At 67.7% G+C, this 16,836-nt stretch carries 16 protein-coding genes; 9 read left to right on the forward strand and 7 right to left on the reverse strand.

Annotation, left to right across the window (positions count from 1 at the left end):
* Positions 1–47: 47 nt before the first annotated feature.
* Positions 48–1,148: a carboxynorspermidine decarboxylase gene (locus Q0938_RS01260; RefSeq protein ID WP_299358309.1), complete on the reverse strand. Its 1,101-nt coding sequence runs from the start codon at positions 1,146–1,148 to the stop codon at positions 48–50.
* A gap of 204 nt (positions 1,149–1,352) precedes the next feature.
* On the opposite strand from Q0938_RS01260, the gene grxC reads away from it, so the two are divergent.
* Genes grxC through Q0938_RS01275 form a run of 3 tightly spaced genes read left to right on the forward strand, consistent with a single transcriptional unit; the run spans position 1,353 to position 2,974 of the window.
* A complete protein-coding gene (gene grxC / locus Q0938_RS01265) occupies positions 1,353–1,613 on the forward strand; it encodes a glutaredoxin 3 (RefSeq protein ID WP_299358311.1) in 261 nt (86 codons plus the stop codon).
* A gap of 3 nt (positions 1,614–1,616) precedes the next feature.
* Positions 1,617–2,528, forward strand: coding sequence for a carbon-nitrogen hydrolase family protein (locus tag Q0938_RS01270; protein ID WP_299358313.1), 912 nt, complete (start codon positions 1,617–1,619; stop codon positions 2,526–2,528).
* A complete protein-coding gene (locus Q0938_RS01275; protein ID WP_299358315.1) occupies positions 2,525–2,974 on the forward strand; it encodes a MarR family transcriptional regulator in 450 nt (149 codons plus the stop codon). Before Q0938_RS01270 ends, Q0938_RS01275 begins: the two co-directional genes overlap by 4 nt.
* 19 nt (positions 2,975–2,993) lie before the next feature.
* Here Q0938_RS01275 and ubiG read toward each other — a convergent pair whose 3' ends face one another.
* On the reverse strand, positions 2,994–3,737 hold the full coding sequence (gene ubiG, locus Q0938_RS01280; protein WP_299358317.1) for a bifunctional 2-polyprenyl-6-hydroxyphenol methylase/3-demethylubiquinol 3-O-methyltransferase UbiG: 744 nt from the start codon (positions 3,735–3,737) through the stop codon (positions 2,994–2,996).
* Between the two features lie 51 nt (positions 3,738–3,788).
* On the opposite strand from ubiG, the gene pip reads away from it, so the two are divergent.
* From pip to infB, 5 genes are all read left to right on the forward strand, one after another.
* Positions 3,789–4,763 (forward strand): prolyl aminopeptidase, encoded by a 975-nt coding sequence (pip, locus tag Q0938_RS01285; RefSeq protein WP_299358704.1) that lies wholly within the window; start codon positions 3,789–3,791, stop codon positions 4,761–4,763.
* A gap of 197 nt (positions 4,764–4,960) precedes the next feature.
* Positions 4,961–5,620 carry a ribosome maturation factor RimP gene (rimP, locus tag Q0938_RS01290; RefSeq protein ID WP_299358319.1) on the forward strand — a complete coding sequence of 220 codons (660 nt, stop codon included), beginning with the start codon at positions 4,961–4,963 and terminating at the stop codon, positions 5,618–5,620.
* A gap of 3 nt (positions 5,621–5,623) precedes the next feature.
* Complete coding sequence (gene nusA, locus Q0938_RS01295) at positions 5,624–7,252, forward strand: transcription termination factor NusA (RefSeq protein ID WP_299358321.1); 1,629 nt, start codon at positions 5,624–5,626, stop codon at positions 7,250–7,252.
* Between the two features lie 16 nt (positions 7,253–7,268).
* Positions 7,269–7,904 (forward strand): RNA-binding protein, encoded by a 636-nt coding sequence (locus Q0938_RS01300; protein WP_299358323.1) that lies wholly within the window; start codon positions 7,269–7,271, stop codon positions 7,902–7,904.
* The gene (gene infB / locus Q0938_RS01305) at positions 7,894–10,425 is read left to right on the forward strand and encodes a translation initiation factor IF-2 (RefSeq protein ID WP_299358325.1); all 2,532 of its coding nucleotides are present in this window, start codon (positions 7,894–7,896) and stop codon (positions 10,423–10,425) included. The genes Q0938_RS01300 and infB overlap by 11 nt, the downstream gene beginning before the upstream one ends.
* Before the next feature lie 191 nt (positions 10,426–10,616).
* Here the strand turns inward: infB and Q0938_RS01310 are convergent, their stop codons facing one another.
* The 4 genes from Q0938_RS01310 to Q0938_RS01325 all read right to left on the reverse strand — a co-directional run bounded on the left by Q0938_RS01310 (position 10,617) and on the right by Q0938_RS01325 (position 13,565).
* Positions 10,617–10,745, reverse strand: coding sequence for a hypothetical protein (locus Q0938_RS01310; RefSeq protein WP_299358327.1), 129 nt, complete (start codon positions 10,743–10,745; stop codon positions 10,617–10,619).
* A gap of 143 nt (positions 10,746–10,888) precedes the next feature.
* Entirely contained in the window at positions 10,889–11,311 is a 423-nt protein-coding gene (locus Q0938_RS01315; protein WP_299358329.1) for a (deoxy)nucleoside triphosphate pyrophosphohydrolase, read from the reverse strand.
* A 44-nt stretch (positions 11,312–11,355) separates the two neighbouring features.
* On the reverse strand, positions 11,356–12,717 hold the full coding sequence (gene argJ / locus Q0938_RS01320; protein WP_299358330.1) for a bifunctional glutamate N-acetyltransferase/amino-acid acetyltransferase ArgJ: 1,362 nt from the start codon (positions 12,715–12,717) through the stop codon (positions 11,356–11,358).
* A gap of 8 nt (positions 12,718–12,725) precedes the next feature.
* Positions 12,726–13,565 (reverse strand): peptidylprolyl isomerase, encoded by an 840-nt coding sequence (locus tag Q0938_RS01325; RefSeq protein ID WP_299358332.1) that lies wholly within the window; start codon positions 13,563–13,565, stop codon positions 12,726–12,728.
* Positions 13,566–13,757: 192 nt separating this feature from the next.
* Between Q0938_RS01325 and secA the strand changes: the two genes are divergently transcribed.
* Positions 13,758–16,463, forward strand: a complete 2,706-nt coding sequence (gene secA, locus Q0938_RS01330) for a preprotein translocase subunit SecA (protein WP_299358334.1) — start codon at positions 13,758–13,760, stop codon at positions 16,461–16,463.
* Here secA and Q0938_RS01335 read toward each other — a convergent pair.
* On the reverse strand, positions 16,435–16,770 hold the full coding sequence (locus Q0938_RS01335; protein ID WP_366942717.1) for a glycosyltransferase: 336 nt from the start codon (positions 16,768–16,770) through the stop codon (positions 16,435–16,437). The genes secA and Q0938_RS01335 overlap by 29 nt on opposite strands.
* Positions 16,771–16,836: the final 66 nt, after the last annotated feature.

Below are 16,836 nucleotides of genomic sequence, written 5' to 3' on the forward strand. Positions count from 1 at the left end.
TGGCTTTTCAGGGCAGGTCCGGGCTTTTCAGGGCCGGTCTGGACGGATCAGGACAGCGCGTCCCGGTAGTCATCATAGCCGAAGGTGCGCAGCGTGCGGATGGTCCCGTCCTGTTCGCGGACGCAGATCGCCGGCATCGCGACCCCGTTGAACCAGTTCTTCTTGACCATCGTATAGCCGCCCGCATCCTCGATGCTGATCCGGTCGCCGATGTGCAGCGGCCGCGCGAATCGCGCGTCGCCGAAGACATCGCCCGCCAGGCAGGATTTTCCGGCGATCTGATAGGCGTGGGCGCCGGTCTGCGGCAGCCGCGCGTCCTGGCGGTAGATTAGCAGGTCCAGCATGTGCGCCTCGATGCTGGAATCGACGATCGCGACCTCCTTGCCGTTGTTCAGGATGTCCAGCACCGTCACCTCCAGCGTGGTGGTGCCGGTGATCGACGCCTCGCCGGGCTCCAGGTAGACCTGCACCCCGAACCGGTCCGCGAACCGCGCCAGCCGGTCGGCCAGATCGTCCAGCGGATAGCCGTCGCCGGTGAAATGGATGCCGCCGCCCAGACTGACCCAGTCGAGCCGTTCCAGGACCGCGCCGAACTCGGACTCGATCCGGTCGAGCTGGGCGCCGAACAGGTCGAAATCGGCGTTCTCGCAGTTGTAGTGGATCATCACCCCGTTGATACGGTCCATCGCCCGTTCCAGCCGGCTCAGATCCCATTCCCCCAGCCGGGAAAAGGGCCGGGCGGGGTCGGCCAGGTCGAAGCCGCTGGTCGAGAAGCGGGGATTGAGCCGCAGGCCGCGGGCGATGCCCGAGGCCCGGTCCGCGAACTGGTCCAGCTGCCCCAGGCTGTTGAAGATGATCTTGTCGGCATAGCCCACCGCCTCGTCGATCTCGTGATCGGCCCAGGCGACCGAATAGGCGTGGGTTTCGCCCCCGAACTTTTCGCGCCCCAGCCGCAGCTCGTTCAACGAGGACGAGGTGGTGCCGTCCATGAACCGGGCCATCTGGTCGAACACGCCCCAGGTCGCAAAGCACTTGAGCGCCAGCAGGGTCTGCGCGCCCGACCGCTCGCGCAGGCGCACCATCTTGTCCATGTTGGCCTGCAACCGGTCCCGGTCGATCAGGTAGAACGGGGTCTGCGGGTCGGACATGGGCGAAGCCTCGGGCAGGCAAGGGAAAGTCGCGATATAGGGGCGGCGCACCGGTGCCGCAAGCAATCCTGTCCGCGCCGCGCCGGCGGGGCCGTGCGACAGGGGCCTGCACCGGCGATGATCGCTGCGTCGCGCGCGACGCCACGCTCTGGACCCTCGCGTACCCCGACCCCATGTTGCACCCCACGCAACAAGGAGAGACCCATGACGGCCCGTGTCGAGATCTATGCCACCCAGAGCTGCCCCTATTGCTACCGCGCGCGCGGCCTGCTGGACCGCAAGGGCGTGCAGTACGAGCTGATCGACGTCGGCCGGGCTCCGGAACGGCGGGCCGAGATGACCCAGCGCGCCAATGGCCGCCGCACGGTCCCGCAGATCTTCATCGACGGACAGTCGATGGGCGGGTCGGACGAGATCCATGCCCTAGATCGCGCCGGCAAGCTGGATCCGCTGCTGGGCCTCTAGGCCGTGGCACTGCCAGCCGATCCCGCCGGTGGGTCCAGCGTCCTCACGGCCGCGCTGGTCCAGCTCACCGTGGGGGACGACCCCGAGGCCAACCTGCCGGTCACGCGCGACCTGGTGTCGGCCGCGGCCGGGCAGGGGGCGCAATTGGTCTGCACCCCCGAGGTGACCAACCTGCTGACCCCCGATCGCCGTCGCCAGGCAGCGTTGCTGTGCCGTGAGGACGCCGATCCCACGCTGGCCGCGTTGCGCGATGATGCCGCCCGGCTGGGCGTGTGGCTGTCGATCGGGTCGCTGGCGCTGAAGCCCGACGATCCGGACGACCGGCGCTTCGTGAATCGCAGCTTTCTGATCGGCCCCGCCGGCGACATCGTCGCGCGCTACGACAAGATCCACATGTTCGACGTGACCGTCTCGGCCACCGAGAGCTATCGCGAAAGCGCCGCCTTTCGCCCCGGCGACCGCGCGGTTGTGGCCCGCGGCCCGGTGCCGATAGGCGTCACGATCTGCTACGACGTGCGCTTTGCGCATCTGTATCGCCGTCTGGCCCGGGCCGGCGCCCGGATCCTGACGATCCCGGCGGCCTTCAACGACACCACCGGGGCCGCGCACTGGGAGGTGCTGCTGCGCGCCCGCGCCATCGAGACCGGCTGCTTCGTCCTGGCCGCGGCGCAATGCGGGACCCACCCCGCCCCGCACAGTCCGGACCGGCGACCCCGGCACAGCTACGGCCACTCGATGGCGGTCGCGCCGTGGGGCGAGGTGTTGGCCGATGGCGGGACCACACCCGGCGTCACCATCGTGCCGCTGGACCTGGGCCGCGTCGACGACGCCCGCCGCCGCGTGCCCGCCTGGCGGCACGATCCGGTGATCCACGGACCGGACCTCACCGTGCCCGGCGCGCCGCGGCGCGGATGACCGAGGACGCGGCCACGCGGGCGCTGGCTGCGGCCCTTTTCGCCGAGCTGATGAACAGCGAGCAGCTGGCGCGCAGCATGGTCACCCGGGTGCTGCCCGGCGGCATGCAGCTGTCGCATTTCTCGGTCCTGAACCTGCTGGCGCATCTGAATGGCGAACGCACCCCGGCAGAGCTGGCCCGCGCCTTTCACGTCACCCGCGGTGCCATGACCAACACCCTGGCCCGGCTGGAATGGGCGGGCTACGTCCATATCCGTCCCGATTGGGACGATGCCCGCCGCAAGTTCGTCGCGATCAGCCCGACCGGGCGGGCGGCACGCGACGCGGCGCTTGCGGCGCTGATGCCGCGCCTCGCCGGGATCGTGCACGACCTGGGACCGGACGAGGTGCGTGCCGCCCTGCCGGTGCTGCGCCGCCTGCGCGAGCGGCTGGAGGACGAGATCTAGCCAGGCGCAGCCCCGTCGGTCAGGACCGGATGCCGGTCATGAGATAGTTGACTGACAGGTCCCGCCGGGACAGCGACCAGTCCCAGCGCACCGGGTTGAAGACCATGCCGGCGCGGTCCACGACCCGTGTGCCGGCTGCGTCGAGCATCGCCGCAAGCTCATCGGGGCGGATGAAGCGGCGCCAGTCATGGGTACCCCGCGGCAACCAGCGGATCACCCACTCCGCGGCAACAATCGCCGCGGCAAAGCTTTGCGGGGTGCGGTTCAGGGTGGACATGATCAGCATCCCGCCCGGCCGCAGCAGCCGCGTGCAGGTGGTCGCGAACTCCTGCGGATCGGCCACATGCTCGACGATCTCCAGCGCCAGCACCACGTCGAAGGACAGGTTTTCCGCCAGCAGGGTTTCCGCCGCGTCGGCGCGATAGTCGATGTCCAGCCCCGACTGATCCGCATGCAGCCGCGCCACCGCGATGTTGCGGTCGGCCGCGTCGGCGCCGGTCACCGTGGCCCCCAGCCGCGCCATCGGTTCGGTCATCAGCCCGCCGCCACACCCGATATCCAGCAGCCGGATCCCGTCGAACGGCCGGGCCCCGTGCAGGTCGCGCGAGAATTCGGCCGCGATCTGCCCGGTGACATAGTCCAGCCGGACAGGGTTCAGCATGTGCAGAGGCTTGAACTTGCCGGCCGGGTCCCACCACTCGGCCGCCATCTCCTGGAACTTCTGCACCTCGGCGGGATCGATGCTGGACTGCGTGTTCGCCATAGTCTTACCCCTCGGCTGGCCTGTCATGCGGGGACCATGTATACCGGCAGCATGGATCGGCCGTCAGGGCAAATCGTTGCACCGTCTTCCCCCGGGCGGCTTCATCCGCTGGTGGAGCCGTTTGCCCGACGGATGATCGCCGTCGGCGACGGTCATGAACTCTATGTCGAATCCTGCGGCAATCCGCAGGGGCGTCCGGTGATCGTCCTGCATGGCGGGCCGGGCGGCGGCTGCAGCCCGCTGATGCGCCGCTTCTTCGATCCGGACCACTGGCATGTCGTCCTGTTCGACCAGCGAGGCTGCGGACGCTCGCGGCCCCATGCCGAGGTGACGGCGAACACCACGGCGCACCTGATCGCCGACATCAACCGGATCATGGACGAGCTGGGTCTCGGCCCAGCCGCCCTGTTCGGCGGCAGCTGGGGGGCGGCGCTGGCGCTGGCGTTCGCACAGGCGGCGCCCGATCGGGTCAGCGCCCTGGTGCTGCGCGGCGTCTTCCTGGGCCGGCAGGAGGAACTCGACTGGTTCTACGGCGGCGGGGCAGGGCGGTTCTGGCCCGAGCTATGGGCCCGGTTCCGCGAAGCCATTCCCGAGGACGAGCGGGGCGACCTGATCGCCGCCTACAACCGGCGACTGTTCAGCGGCGACCGGGCGACGGAAACCCGGTTCGCGATCCCGTGGCTGGCCTGGGAAAACGCGCTGGCCGGTCTGGACAACCCGACCACCTGCAGCGCGCCGCCGGATTATGCCCGTGCATTCGCGCGGCTGGAAAACCACTATTTCGCCCATGGCTGCTTTCTGGACGAAGGTCAGTTGCTGGCCGGACGCGACCGGATCGAGCATCTGCCCGCCGTCATCGTGCAGGGACGCTATGACATGGTCTGCCCGCCGAAGGCCGCGCATGAGCTGGCGAAGGGCTGGCCCCGCTGCGACCTGCGCATGGTCCCCGCGTCGGGCCACGCGCTGAACGAGCCGCGGATCATGGCCGAGTTGGTCCGGGTGGTGGACCAGATGGCGTCGAGCTAGGCGAAATCATCGGGCACCGGCGTCGTGCAATGGCGATGGTTCGTTCGCATTCCTGTTGCACCTGAATGAGACCTTGCAAAGGTCGAGGGGCAGGTCTATGTGACCTCGTGACAGCGGCGCAGGCTTCCACCCCCTGCCCATCCGACGAACGACGCACGGGCCGCTACGGGCCCGTTTTTCATTTCTAGGATCGGATCATGCCCGACCTCATTGCAAAGACCGCCATCGACCGCCGCCTCGCCGAGATCATCCAGCCGGTGATCGAAGATCTGGGGTTCGAACTGGTGCGCCTGCGCCTGCAGGGCGGCAAGACCGCGACGCTGCAGATCATGGCGGACCGGCCCGAGGGCGGCATCAATGTCGACGACTGCTCCGACATCTCGGTTGCGGTCAGCGCGACGCTGGACGTCGAGGACCCGCTTGAGGACGCCTATCACCTGGAGGTGTCCAGCCCGGGGATCGACCGGCCGCTGACCCGGCTGAAGGACTTCGCCACGTTCGAGGGCTATGACGCCCGGCTGGAAACCAACCAGCCGATCGACGGCCGCAAGCGGTTCAAGGGCGTCCTGGCCGGCGTCGAGGGCGACGAGGTCCTGCTGAACATCACCGAGGGCGGCGAGGTGCAGACCATCGGCCTGAACTTCGACCTGCTGTCCGATGCCAAGCTGCTGCTGACCGACGAACTGATCGCGATGATGCTGAAGACCCGCAAGGAGGCAGGGACCCTGCCCGAGGGCGCCGAGGGGGGCGCGGGGATCGGCGACGGGCGGATGACCGATCTGGACGATGCCGCCTTCGACGGCGTCGAGACCGAAACCGACGAAGACGGCGACGACGCCGACCTGCTCAAGGAGTGATTGATGGCCATCACCTCTGCCAACCAGCTTGAACTGCTGCAGACCGCCGAGGCAGTCGCGCGCGAGAAGATGATCGACCCCGATCTGGTGATCGAGGCGATGGAGGACAGTCTCGCCCGTGCGGCCAAGTCGCGCTACGGCGCCGAGATGGACATCCGGGTCAAGATCGACCGCAAGACCGGCAATGCCCGGTTCACCCGCATCCGCACCGTGGTCGAGGATGACGCGGTCGAGAACTATCAGGCCCAGGTGACCGCCGAGCAGGCGCGTCCGTATCTGGACGATCCCAAGGTCGGCGACGAGATCGTCGACGAGGTGCCGCCCGTCGAGCTGGGCCGGATCGCCGCGCAGTCGGCCAAGCAGGTGATCCTGCAGCGGGTCCGCGAGGCCGAGCGCGACCGCCAGTACGAGGAATTCAAGGATCGCGCCGGCACGATCATCAACGGGATCGTCAAGCGCGAGGAATACGGCAACATCATCGTGGACGTCGGCCGCGGCGAGGCGATCCTGCGCCGCAACGAGAAGATCGGCCGCGAGAGCTATCGCCCCAACGACCGAATCCGCGCCTTCGTGAAGGACGTGCGCCGCGAGACGCGCGGGCCGCAGATCTTCCTGTCGCGCACCGACCCGCAGTTCATGGCCGAGCTGTTCAAGATGGAGGTGCCGGAAATCTATGACGGCGTCATCGAGATCAAGGCGGTCGCCCGAGACCCGGGCAGCCGCGCCAAGATCGCGGTGATTTCCTACGACAACTCGATCGATCCGGTCGGTGCCTGCGTCGGGATGCGGGGCAGCCGCGTGCAGGCCGTGGTGGGCGAGCTGCAGGGCGAGAAGATCGACATCATCCCGTGGTCCGAGGATCAGGCGACGTTCCTGGTCAACGCGCTGCAGCCGGCCGAGGTCGCCAAGGTCGTCGTCGATCCCGACGCGACCCGCATCGAGGTCGTGGTCCCCGAGGAACAGCTGAGCCTGGCCATCGGCCGGCGCGGCCAGAACGTCCGGCTGGCCAGCCAGTTGACCGGCCTCGACATCGACATCCTGACCGAGGAGGAGGAATCCAAGCGCCGGCAGGCCGAGTTCAACGCCCGCACCCAGCTGTTCATGGACACGCTGGACCTGGACGAGTTCTTTGCCCAGCTGCTGGTCGCCGAAGGGTTCACCAACCTGGAAGAAGTCGCCTATGTCGAGCAGGGCGAGCTGCTGGCGATCGACGGCGTGGACGATGGCACCGCCGAGGAACTGCAGGCCCGGGCCCGCGACTATCTGGAGGCGCAGAATGCCAAGGCGCTGGAGAACGCGCGCGAGCTCGGCGTCGAGGACAGCCTGATCGGGTTCGAGGGGCTGACCCCGCAGATGCTCGAGGCGCTTGCCAAGGATGACGTCAAGACGCTGGAGGACTTCGCGACCTGCGCTGATTGGGAACTGGCCGGTGGCTGGACCAGCCAGAACGGGCAGCGGGTCAAGGACGACGGCATCCTGGAGCCCTTCGGCATCTCGCTGGAAGAAGCGCAGGACATGGTGATGACGGCCCGCGTCATGCTGGGCTGGGTCGACCCCGACGAGTTGCACCCGCTCCGCGACGATGCGGGCACCGAGGAGACCGCCGAAGCCAACACGGAGGCCGGGGTGTAACGCCCCGGATCATGGCGTGACGCGCGGGGGTCGGGACAAGGACCGGGACGTGGCCGAGCGGCGCTGCATCGTCACCGGTGAGGTGCAGCCAAAGGCCGGACTGATCCGGTTCGTGGCCGATCCGGACGGGAATGTCGTGCCGGATCTGGCCGAACGGCTGCCCGGGCGTGGATTCTGGGTGACGGCGGACCGGTGGGCATTGCAGAAGGCGGTCGACAAGGGGCTTTTTTCCCGCGGCGCGAAGGCCCATGTAAGGGCACCTGACGATCTGGTCGCCGGGCTCGAGTCGGCGCTGGCGCGACGGGTCGTGGAACTGATCTCGCTGTCGCGCAAGGCGGGCCATGCGGTGGCCGGATTCGAGAAGGTCAAGGACTGGCTGGCAGCCGGCCGCGCCAAGGTCCTGTTCCAGGCCAGCGACGGGTCGGAGCGCGGCAAGGGCAAGCTGTGGACACCCACCGGCGGACGCTGGTTCGGGTGCCTGACCGCTTCAGAATTGGGTTTGGCTTTCGGCCGCGCGCATGTCATACACAGCGCGCTTGCGCCAGGGGGCCTGACCGACAAGGTGATACGGGACGCCGCACGACTGAAAGGTCTGCGCGGGCATGACGGCATTTCGATTGCCGGGAAGGATTCGAGAGCGGATGAGCGATAAAGACGGAAAGAAACCACTGGGGCTTGGCAGCGGGCGCTCGGGTCAGGTGAAGCAGAGCTTCAGCCACGGCCGGACGCATAACGTGGTGGTCGAGACCAAGCGCAAGCGCGTCGTGGTGCCCAAGCCGGGCAGCGCGGGTGCGGCGGGCGGTCCTGCGCCGCGGCCGAATTCGCCCGCAGCCGTCGCGTCGGATCCGTCCAAGCGTCCCGCCGGGATTTCCGAGGCCGAAATGGAGCGCCGGCTGAAGGCGCTGGCCGCGGCTAAGTCGCGTGAAGTCGCCGAGAACGCTGCCCGCGCCGCCGAGGAAAAGGCCCGCGAGGAAGAACGTGAGCGCCGCCGCGCCGAAATCGAGGCCAAGGAGCGCGAGGATCGCGAGCGCGAGGAAGCGCTGCGGGCCCGCGCCGAGGAAGAGGCGCGCAAGGCCGAAGAGGCCCGCGTCCGCGCGCAGAAAAAGGCCGAGGTCACCGCCAAGCCCGCGCAGGCCGGCCCCGCCGACCGCGCCGCCGTCGAGGCGACGGCCGCGCGCGCCGAAACCAAGGGCGTCACGACGGCCCGCCGTCCCGCGGAACGCGACCGGCCCGATGCCGATCGTGATTCGCGCAGCAAGGCGCGCGGCGACTCGCGCCGCGAGGGCAAGCTGTCGCTGACCCAGGCGCTAGCAGGCGGCGAGGGCGGGCGGCAGCGGTCGCTCGCCGCGATGAAGCGCAAGCAGGAAAAGGCCCGGGCGAAGGCGCTAGGCCAGGCGCACCGGGCCGAGAAGCAGGTGCGCGATGTCCAGTTGCCGGAAACCATCGTGGTCAGCGAGCTCGCGAACCGGATGGCCGAACGGTCAGCCGACCTTATCAAGGCGCTGATGAAGATGGGAATGATGGTCACCGCCAACCAGACCATTGACGCCGACACTGCCGAACTGGTGATCGAGGAATTCGGCCACCGCTCGGTCCGGGTGAGCGATTCCGATGTCGAACAGGTGCTGCACACCGAAGATGACGCGCCCGAGAGCCTGCAGACCCGGCCGCCGATCATCACGATCATGGGCCATGTCGACCACGGCAAGACGTCGCTTCTGGACAAGATCCGTCAGGCCAACGTCGTCGCCGGCGAGGCGGGCGGGATCACCCAGCATATCGGTGCCTACCAGGTGAGGACCGAAAGCGGCGCGCTGCTGACGTTCCTGGACACACCCGGTCACGCGGCCTTCACCTCCATGCGGGCGCGCGGCGCCAACGTGACCGACATCGTGGTGCTGGTCGTGGCTGCGGACGACGCGGTCATGCCGCAGACCGTCGAGGCGATCAATCACGCCAAGGCGGCGAACGTGCCGATGATCGTGGCGATCAACAAGATCGACAAGCCCGCGGCCAACCCGCAGAAGGTCCGCACCGACCTGCTGCAGCACGAGGTCGTGGTCGAGGCGATGTCGGGCGACGTGCAGGACGTCGAGGTGTCGGCCCATACCGGGCAGGGGCTGGACGAGTTGCTGGAAGCCATCGCGCTGCAGGCCGAGATCCTGGAACTGCGCGCCAACCCGGACCGCGCCGCGCTTGGCGCGGTGATCGAGGCCAAGCTGGACGTGGGACGCGGCCCGGTCGCGACCGTTCTGGTCCAGAACGGCACGCTGAAGCAGGGCGACATCTTCGTTGTCGGCGAACAGTGGGGCAAGGTCCGGGCGCTGATCGACGACAAGGGCGAGCGGGTGTCCGAGGCAGGGCCGTCGGTCCCGGTCGAAGTGCTGGGCCTGAACGGAACGCCCGAGGCGGGCGACGTGCTGAACGTCGTCGAGACCGAGGCACAGGCCCGCGAGATCGCGGACTACCGGTCGCAGGCCGCCAAGGACAAACGCGCAGCGGCCGGTGCGGCGACGACGCTGGAGCAGCTGATGGCAAAGGCCAAGGCCGACCAGACAGTGGCCGAACTGGGTGTCGTCGTGAAGGCGGACGTGCAGGGCTCGGCCGAAGCAATCGTCCAGGCGCTGGAGAAGGTCGGCAACGAAGAGGTGCGTGTCCGGGTGCTGCATTCGGGCGTGGGCGCGATCACGGAAAGCGATGTTGGCCTGGCCGAGGCGTCGAATGCCCCGGTGATCGGCTTCAACGTGCGGGCCAACGCGCCCGCGCGCAATTCGGCCAACCAGAAGGGGGTCGAGATCCGCTACTACTCGATCATCTACGATCTGGTGGACGACATCAAAGCCGCGGCCTCGGGGCTGCTGTCCGCCGAGGTGCGCGAGAACTTCATCGGTTATGCCGAGATCAAGGACACCTTCCGCGTCACCGGCGTGGGCAACGTGGCCGGCTGCCTCGTCACCGAAGGGGTGGCGCGGCGTTCCGCCGGCGTCCGTTTGCTGCGCGACAACGTGGTGATCCACGAGGGCACGCTGAAGACGTTGAAGCGCTTCAAGGATGAGGTCCGCGAGGTTCAGTCCGGGCAGGAATGCGGCATGGCGTTCGAGAATTACGACGACATCCGCAAGGGCGATGTCATCGAGATCTTCGAGCGCGAAGAGGTCGAGCGGAAGCTGTGACATCTGCCGCCTGGTCGGCGCCGCGGTCGAGACCGGACCAGTTCTGCCAATGAAACGACGCCCGCGCGATCTACGCGGGCGTCGTTCGTTCCGCTTGTGGTGAAAGGCTCCGGGCGGATCCGGAATGCTCGACGACACGTCTCCCGATCGGTGGGAAACGGGCTCAGCCGAGAGCCAGCACCCCGCTCACCTCAGCGGCTGACCGGCTTGCCCTGATAGGTCTGCTGACCCACGCGCACGACGATGTTGCCGTTGCCCAGATCGGTTTCGAACTGCCCCTGAATGGAGATGCAGCTCCCGACCGTGATTGTTCGAATCATGATGTCCCCTCCGCTTTTTATGCCTCAAGTATGATCCGATCATCGCGCCAGGAAAGTTGAGAACTGCCTAATCGGGCGCCCCGACTGCCCTCCCGCGCAGCATTTTGGCCGAGTGTTGCGTCAGGGGCACAACCGCTGGTAGATCACGGCAGCCAGTCGCGCAGGATGGGAACCAGCGGCACGTCTGCCGGCGGCATCGGATAGTCGCGCAGCCGTTGCGCGCGAACCCAGGCCAGCGCCTGACCTTCCTGCCCGCGGGGCACCCCCGACCAGCGGCGGCAGGCGAACAGCGGCATCAGCAGATGCACATCGTCGTAGGCGTGGCTGGCGAATGTCAGCGGGGCGAGGCATGACTGCCAGGTCTGGATTCCCAGTTCCTCGTCCAGTTCGCGGATCAGGGCGGCTTCCGGGGTCTCGCCGGGATCCACCTTGCCGCCCGGAAATTCCCACAAGCCCGCCATGTCCTTGCCCGGGGGACGCTGCGCCAGCAGCACCCGCCCGTCCGCGTCGATCAGCGCCACCGCCGCCACCAGCAGCAGGCGTTTGCCGGGCGCTGGATCAGGCACCGCAGCCGTCTGTCGGTCCTGCGCCCCGCCGAGGACAGGGCTGCTCACGAGCGGTAATCGGCGTTGATGTCGATGTAGCGGTGGGTCAGGTCGCAGGTCCAGACGGTGCGCGAAAACCGCCCCAGCCCGAGATCGATGCCGATCACCAGCCGGTCGTTCCGCATGTAGGCGCTTGCCGCGGCCTCGTCATAGCTCGGCGACCGCCAGCCGTTTTCGGCCAGCACCATGTCGCCGAAGCGGATCGACAGCCGGTCGCGATCCGCCTGTGCACCGGACTTGCCGACGGCGGCGACCACCCGGCCCCAGTTCGCGTCCTCGCCGGCAATCGCGGTCTTGACCAGCGGCGAGTTGGCGACCGCCATGGCGACACGATGCGCGTCGTGGCGGGACACTGCCCCGGTGACCCGCACCTCGACAAACTTGGTCGCCCCTTCGCCGTCCATGACGACCTGCTGCGCCAGATCGCGCATCACCTGCCCTAGCGCGGCCGAAAACTCCCGCGCGGGCCTGGCGCGCAGGTCGGTGATCGGGCGGGCGGGGGACGTGCCGGTCGCCGCCAGGATCAACGCGTCGCTGGTCGAGGTGTCGCTGTCCACGGTGATGGCATTGAAACTGTCGTCCAGCTGCCGGGACAGCATCCGCTGCAGCAGCTTGGGGGCGATCGCCGCATCCGTGAACAGATAGACCAGCATCGTCGCCATATCGGGCGCGATCATCCCGGAGCCCTTGGCGATGCCGACGATGCGGATCGGACCACCGTCGCCCTGCAGTTCGGCCGCGGCCCCTTTCGGAAAGGTGTCGGTGGTCATGATCGCCCGGGCGGCCCTGTCGATGCCGCCGGGGTCCAGACCCGCCACCAGATCATCGACGATGCCGGTGATGCGCTCGGCGGGCAGCGGCTCGCCGATCACCCCGGTCGAGTTTGAAAACACGCGCTTGGCCGGGATGTCCAGCGCCTGCGCCACCGCGGCCGTCACGCTGTCCACCGCATCCTGCCCCTGCGCGCCGGTAAAGGCATTCGCGTTGCCGGAATTGACGATGATCGCGGCACCCTGGTCCGCGATCTGCGTGCCCCTCAGCTTGGCCTGGCAATCCAGGATGCAGGCGGCCCGCGTCGATGAGCGGGTGAAGGCGCCAGCGATGGCGGTGCCGGGCGCCAGCCGCACCAGCATCACGTCGGTGCGTCCCTGGTAGCGGACCCCCGCCGCGCCGGCGGCGAACGCCACGCCATCGATTGCCGGCAGGTCGGGAAACCGTTCAGGGGCAAGCGGCGACACGATGACCTGCTTGACCGGGGTGGCGCCCTTGGCGGGCGCGCCCGTGTCCGGCTTCGCCTTCTTGTCCTTGCGGTCCTTCTTGCCGGCCTTGCCCGCCTTCTTGTCGGCTTTCTTCCCGTCCCTGGCCATGGCCTGCCTCACTTGTTGAGCATGTCCGTCTTGTTCAGCAGCGAAGCATCAAGGTCCGGGGTCTTTTCGACCGTCGCCTCGGCAGTCAGGCGCTGGATCTCGGCCTCGACCCGCTCGCGGCGGATCTGCGTCGCCAGCTGGTCGCGCACGGCGTCGAACTCGGGCGGCTGCTGGACGCGCTGGTCGATCAGCTTGACCACGTGCCAGCCGAACTGCGACTGCACCGGGGCAGATACCGCCCCCTTCTCCAGCGCGACAACAGCGTCGGCAAACGGCTTGACCATCTGGTCGGGGGTGAACCAGCCCAGATCGCCCTTGTTCTGGCCCGAGCTGTCGGTCGACTTCTCCGCGGCGAGGGTGCCGAAATCGGCGCCCTTGCCCAGCTCGTCGACGATCGCCTGCGCCTCCTCCTCGGTCGCGACCAGGATATGCGCGGCATTGTATTCGGTCTTGGGCGCGGCATCGGAGCCGTACAGCCGGTCATAGGCGGCCTGCAGTTCTTCCTCGGTGGGCTCGGGCGCGGCCACCCGTTCCAGCGCGGCACCGGCCAGATACGCGCGACGATCGATCTCGATGGCGGCGGTGTCGCGGGCGGTCATGGTGCTGGCCCCCAGCTGCGACACGGCGGTCTGCCGGATCATCTGGTCCAGCATCAGATCCCACAGCGCCTTGTCCGGCATGCCGCCGGTCTGCTGCTCGTTCAGGGATGACCGCATGGCGATCATCTGGCCCAGGGTGATCTCTTCGCCATTCACGGTGGCAACCACGGTTTCGGCGTCCTGCGCCAGGACAGGGGTGGCCAGCGGGGACGCGCACAGGGCGATTGCGGCAAGCATCGGACGGATCATGGGTTTCCTTTCGGGCATGGCGCGCATGACGGGCAGTTGACCCGGCGCCGGCGTTGACAGGGCAGCGGGTGGGGCATACATCCGGCGCAACCGAAATCTGCGCGCCCGCCGCCGCTTTTCCGGCCTGTGATAGGGCAAGGGCCTCGGTGCGGGCAAGTGGCAACACCTGCGCGTTCCCCGACGAAGGACATCATGCTCGGCATCGGCAATCTGGCGAAAATGGTCTTCGGCACCCCGAATGACCGCAAGGTGAAATCTGTCCGGCCGCTGGTGGCGCAGATCAATGAGCTGGAGGTCCAGTTCCAGGCGCTGTCCGATGACGACCTGATCGGGAAAACCCGCGAGCTGCAGGGGCGCGCGCAGTCTGGCGAACCGCTGGACAGGCTGCTGCCCGAGGCGTTCGCGAATTGTCGCGAGGCCGCGCGCCGTGCCCTGGGCCTGCGCGCCTTCGACACGCAGCTGAAGGGCGGGATCTTCCTGCACCAGGGCAATATCGCCGAGATGAAGACGGGCGAGGGCAAGACCCTGGTGGCGACCTTTCCCGCCTATCTGAACGCGCTGGCCGGCAAGGGCGTCCACATCGTCACCGTCAACGACTATCTGGCCAAGCGCGATGCGGAATGGATGGGCAAGGTCTTCAGCCATCTTGGGATGACCACCGGCGTGGTCTACCCGTTCCAAGGGGACGAGGAAAAGCGCGCCGCGTACAAGGCCGACGTGACCTATGCCACCAACAATGAGTTGGGCTTCGATTACCTGCGCGACAACATGAAGGCGACGATCGAGGAAATGACCCAGCGCGGCCATTTCTACGCCATCGTGGACGAGGTCGACTCGATCCTGATCGACGAGGCGCGCACCCCGCTGATCATTTCCGGCCCCAGCCAGGATCGCAGTGAACTGTACAAGGTGCTGGACCAGTTCATTCCCGAACTGACGGAAGAGCATTACAAGCTGGACGAAAAGGCCCGCAACGCGACCTTCACCGAGGAAGGCAACGAGTTCCTGGAAACCCGCCTGCAGGAGGCGGGGGTCCTGCCCGAGGGGCAGACGCTGTACGATCCGGAATCCACGACAATCGTCCACCACGCCAACCAGGCGCTGCGCGCGCACAAGCTGTTCCGCCGCGACCAGAACTATGTCGTGAAGGACAACGAGGTCGTGCTGGTTGACGAATTCACCGGACGAATGATGGCGGGACGGCGTCTGTCCGACGGGTTGCACCAGGCGATCGAGGCCAAGGAGGGCGTGGACATCCAGCCCGAGAACGTCACCCTGGCCAGCGTCACGTTCCAGAACTATTTCCGTCTATATAACAAACTGGCGGGGATGACCGGTACGGCCGTCACCGAAGCCGAGGAATTCGCAGAGATCTACAAGCTGGGTGTCGTCGAGGTTCCGACCAACCGCCCCATCGCGCGTGTCGATGAACATGACCGCGTGTATCGTACTGCTGCCGAAAAATACGCCGCCGTGCTGGAGGCGATCAAGGAAGCGCATGGCCGCGGCCAGCCGATGCTGGTGGGCACCACCAGCATCGAAAAGTCCGAGATGCTGTCCGAGATGCTCAAGGCCGAGGACATCCCCCACAACGTGCTGAACGCTCGTCAGCACGAACGCGAGGCCCATATCGTGGCCGAGGCGGGCAAGCCCGGTGCCGTGACCATCGCGACGAACATGGCCGGTCGGGGGACCGACATCCAGCTGGGCGGCAATGTCGAGATGAAGGTCATGCAGGCGCTGGCCGAGAACCCCGAGGCGCATCCGGATGAACTGCGCGCCCGGATCGAGGCCGAACACGCCGCCGACCGGCAACGGGTGCTGGACGCCGGGGGGCTGTTCGTTCTGGCGACCGAGCGCCATGAAAGCCGGCGCATCGACAACCAGCTGCGCGGCCGGTCCGGCCGGCAGGGCGACCCCGGGCGGTCGCTGTTCTTCCTGTCGCTCGAAGACGACCTGATGCGGATCTTCGGATCCGAACGGCTGGACAAGGTCCTGTCCACGCTGGGCATGAAGGAGGGCGAGGCGATCGTCCACCCGTGGGTGAACAAGTCGCTGGAACGCGCCCAGGCCAAGGTCGAGGCGCGCAACTTCGACATCCGCAAGCAGCTGCTGAAGTTCGACGACGTGATGAACGACCAGCGCAAGGCGATCTTCAGCCAGCGCCGCGAGATCATGGAATCGGCCGACGTGGGCGAGATCACCGCCGACATGCGCCACCAGGTCATCGATGACCTGGTCGATACCTACATGCCGCCGCGTGCCTATCCGGAACAATGGGACCTGCCGGGGCTGAAGGCCGCGGTCGTGGAGCGGCTGAACATGGACCTGCCGATCCCCGACTGGGGCAACGAGGACGGCGTGGACCAGGAGAGCCTGCGCACCCGCCTGGTCGAGGCGACCGACCGCTACATGGCCCAAAAGGCCGAACAGTTCGGCGTGGACAGCATGGCGCAGATCGAGAAGCAGGTCCTGCTGCAGCAGATCGACGCGAAGTGGCGCGACCATCTGGTGACGCTGGAACATCTGCGCTCGGTCGTCGGCTTTCGCGGCTACGCGCAGCGTGACCCGCTGTCGGAATACAAGACCGAAAGCTTCCAGCTGTTCGAATCGCTGCTGGACGGGCTGCGCGGCGACGTGACCCAGAACCTTGCCCGGATCCGGCCGCTGACCGACGCCGAACGCGAGGCGATGATGCGACAGTACCAGGACCAGGCCTCACGCCAGCAGGAGAAGCTGGAGCCAAAGCACGACGAGGCGCAGGCGGGCGGGGCGTCGGCCGCGGTCCCCGGATTCGATCCGGATGACCAGGCCACCTGGGGCAACCCGTCGCGCAACGACCCGTGTCCCTGCGGATCGGGCGCCCGGTTCAAGAACTGCCACGGCCGGCTGAGCTGACGGGGCAGGGCGCGGTGGCAGGGCCCTTGGCGCCGCGCTGCCTCAGTTGCCCACCCGCAGCCGGCCCGCCAGCGCGGCGGCCAGCAACGCGGCGAAGCGGGCAAACGATGTCGCGGGTGGTATCGGTCGAGCCGTCGTCCGAGACCACCAGCCGCCACCGTGGCAAGGTCTGCGCCGTCAGGCTGTCAAGCTGCGCACCCAGGAACCGCGCGCCGTTATAGCTGCCGAGTGCTATCATGACGCTGGCGGAGGCATCGGGGGTAGCGGGGGGCATGGTGTGCAACTGGGGCAGGTCAGGACAATACATGGGCCTGCGCTAATCAATCCGGGCAGCACTTGCCAGCCGCCGCGCCGAGGCGGGGGAAGAGGCCGG

The sequence above is a fragment of the uncultured Paracoccus sp. genome (assembly GCF_947496875.1).
Lineage (GTDB): Bacteria > Pseudomonadota > Alphaproteobacteria > Rhodobacterales > Rhodobacteraceae > Paracoccus.

What these genes read in the sequence shown, in the direction of transcription:
- Q0938_RS01260 (WP_299358309.1), bottom strand. Translation starts at nt 1,148, where the DNA reads ATGTCCGACCCGCAGACCCCGTTCTACCTGATCGACCGGGACCGGTTG.
- grxC (WP_299358311.1), top strand. Translation starts at nt 1,353, where the DNA reads ATGACGGCCCGTGTCGAGATCTATGCCACCCAGAGCTGCCCCTATTGC.
- Q0938_RS01275 (WP_299358315.1), top strand. Translation starts at nt 2,525, where the DNA reads ATGACCGAGGACGCGGCCACGCGGGCGCTGGCTGCGGCCCTTTTCGCC.
- ubiG (WP_299358317.1), bottom strand. Translation starts at nt 3,737, where the DNA reads ATGGCGAACACGCAGTCCAGCATCGATCCCGCCGAGGTGCAGAAGTTC.
- pip (WP_299358704.1), top strand. Translation starts at nt 3,789, where the DNA reads ATGGATCGGCCGTCAGGGCAAATCGTTGCACCGTCTTCCCCCGGGCGG.
- rimP (WP_299358319.1), top strand. Translation starts at nt 4,961, where the DNA reads ATGCCCGACCTCATTGCAAAGACCGCCATCGACCGCCGCCTCGCCGAG.
- nusA (WP_299358321.1), top strand. Translation starts at nt 5,624, where the DNA reads ATGGCCATCACCTCTGCCAACCAGCTTGAACTGCTGCAGACCGCCGAG.
- infB (WP_299358325.1), top strand. Translation starts at nt 7,894, where the DNA reads ATGAGCGATAAAGACGGAAAGAAACCACTGGGGCTTGGCAGCGGGCGC.
- Q0938_RS01310 (WP_299358327.1), bottom strand. Translation starts at nt 10,745, where the DNA reads ATGATTCGAACAATCACGGTCGGGAGCTGCATCTCCATTCAGGGGCAG.
- argJ (WP_299358330.1), bottom strand. Translation starts at nt 12,717, where the DNA reads ATGGCCAGGGACGGGAAGAAAGCCGACAAGAAGGCGGGCAAGGCCGGC.
- Q0938_RS01325 (WP_299358332.1), bottom strand. Translation starts at nt 13,565, where the DNA reads ATGATCCGTCCGATGCTTGCCGCAATCGCCCTGTGCGCGTCCCCGCTG.
- secA (WP_299358334.1), top strand. Translation starts at nt 13,758, where the DNA reads ATGCTCGGCATCGGCAATCTGGCGAAAATGGTCTTCGGCACCCCGAAT.
- Q0938_RS01335 (WP_366942717.1), bottom strand. Translation starts at nt 16,770, where the DNA reads ATGTATTGTCCTGACCTGCCCCAGTTGCACACCATGCCCCCCGCTACC.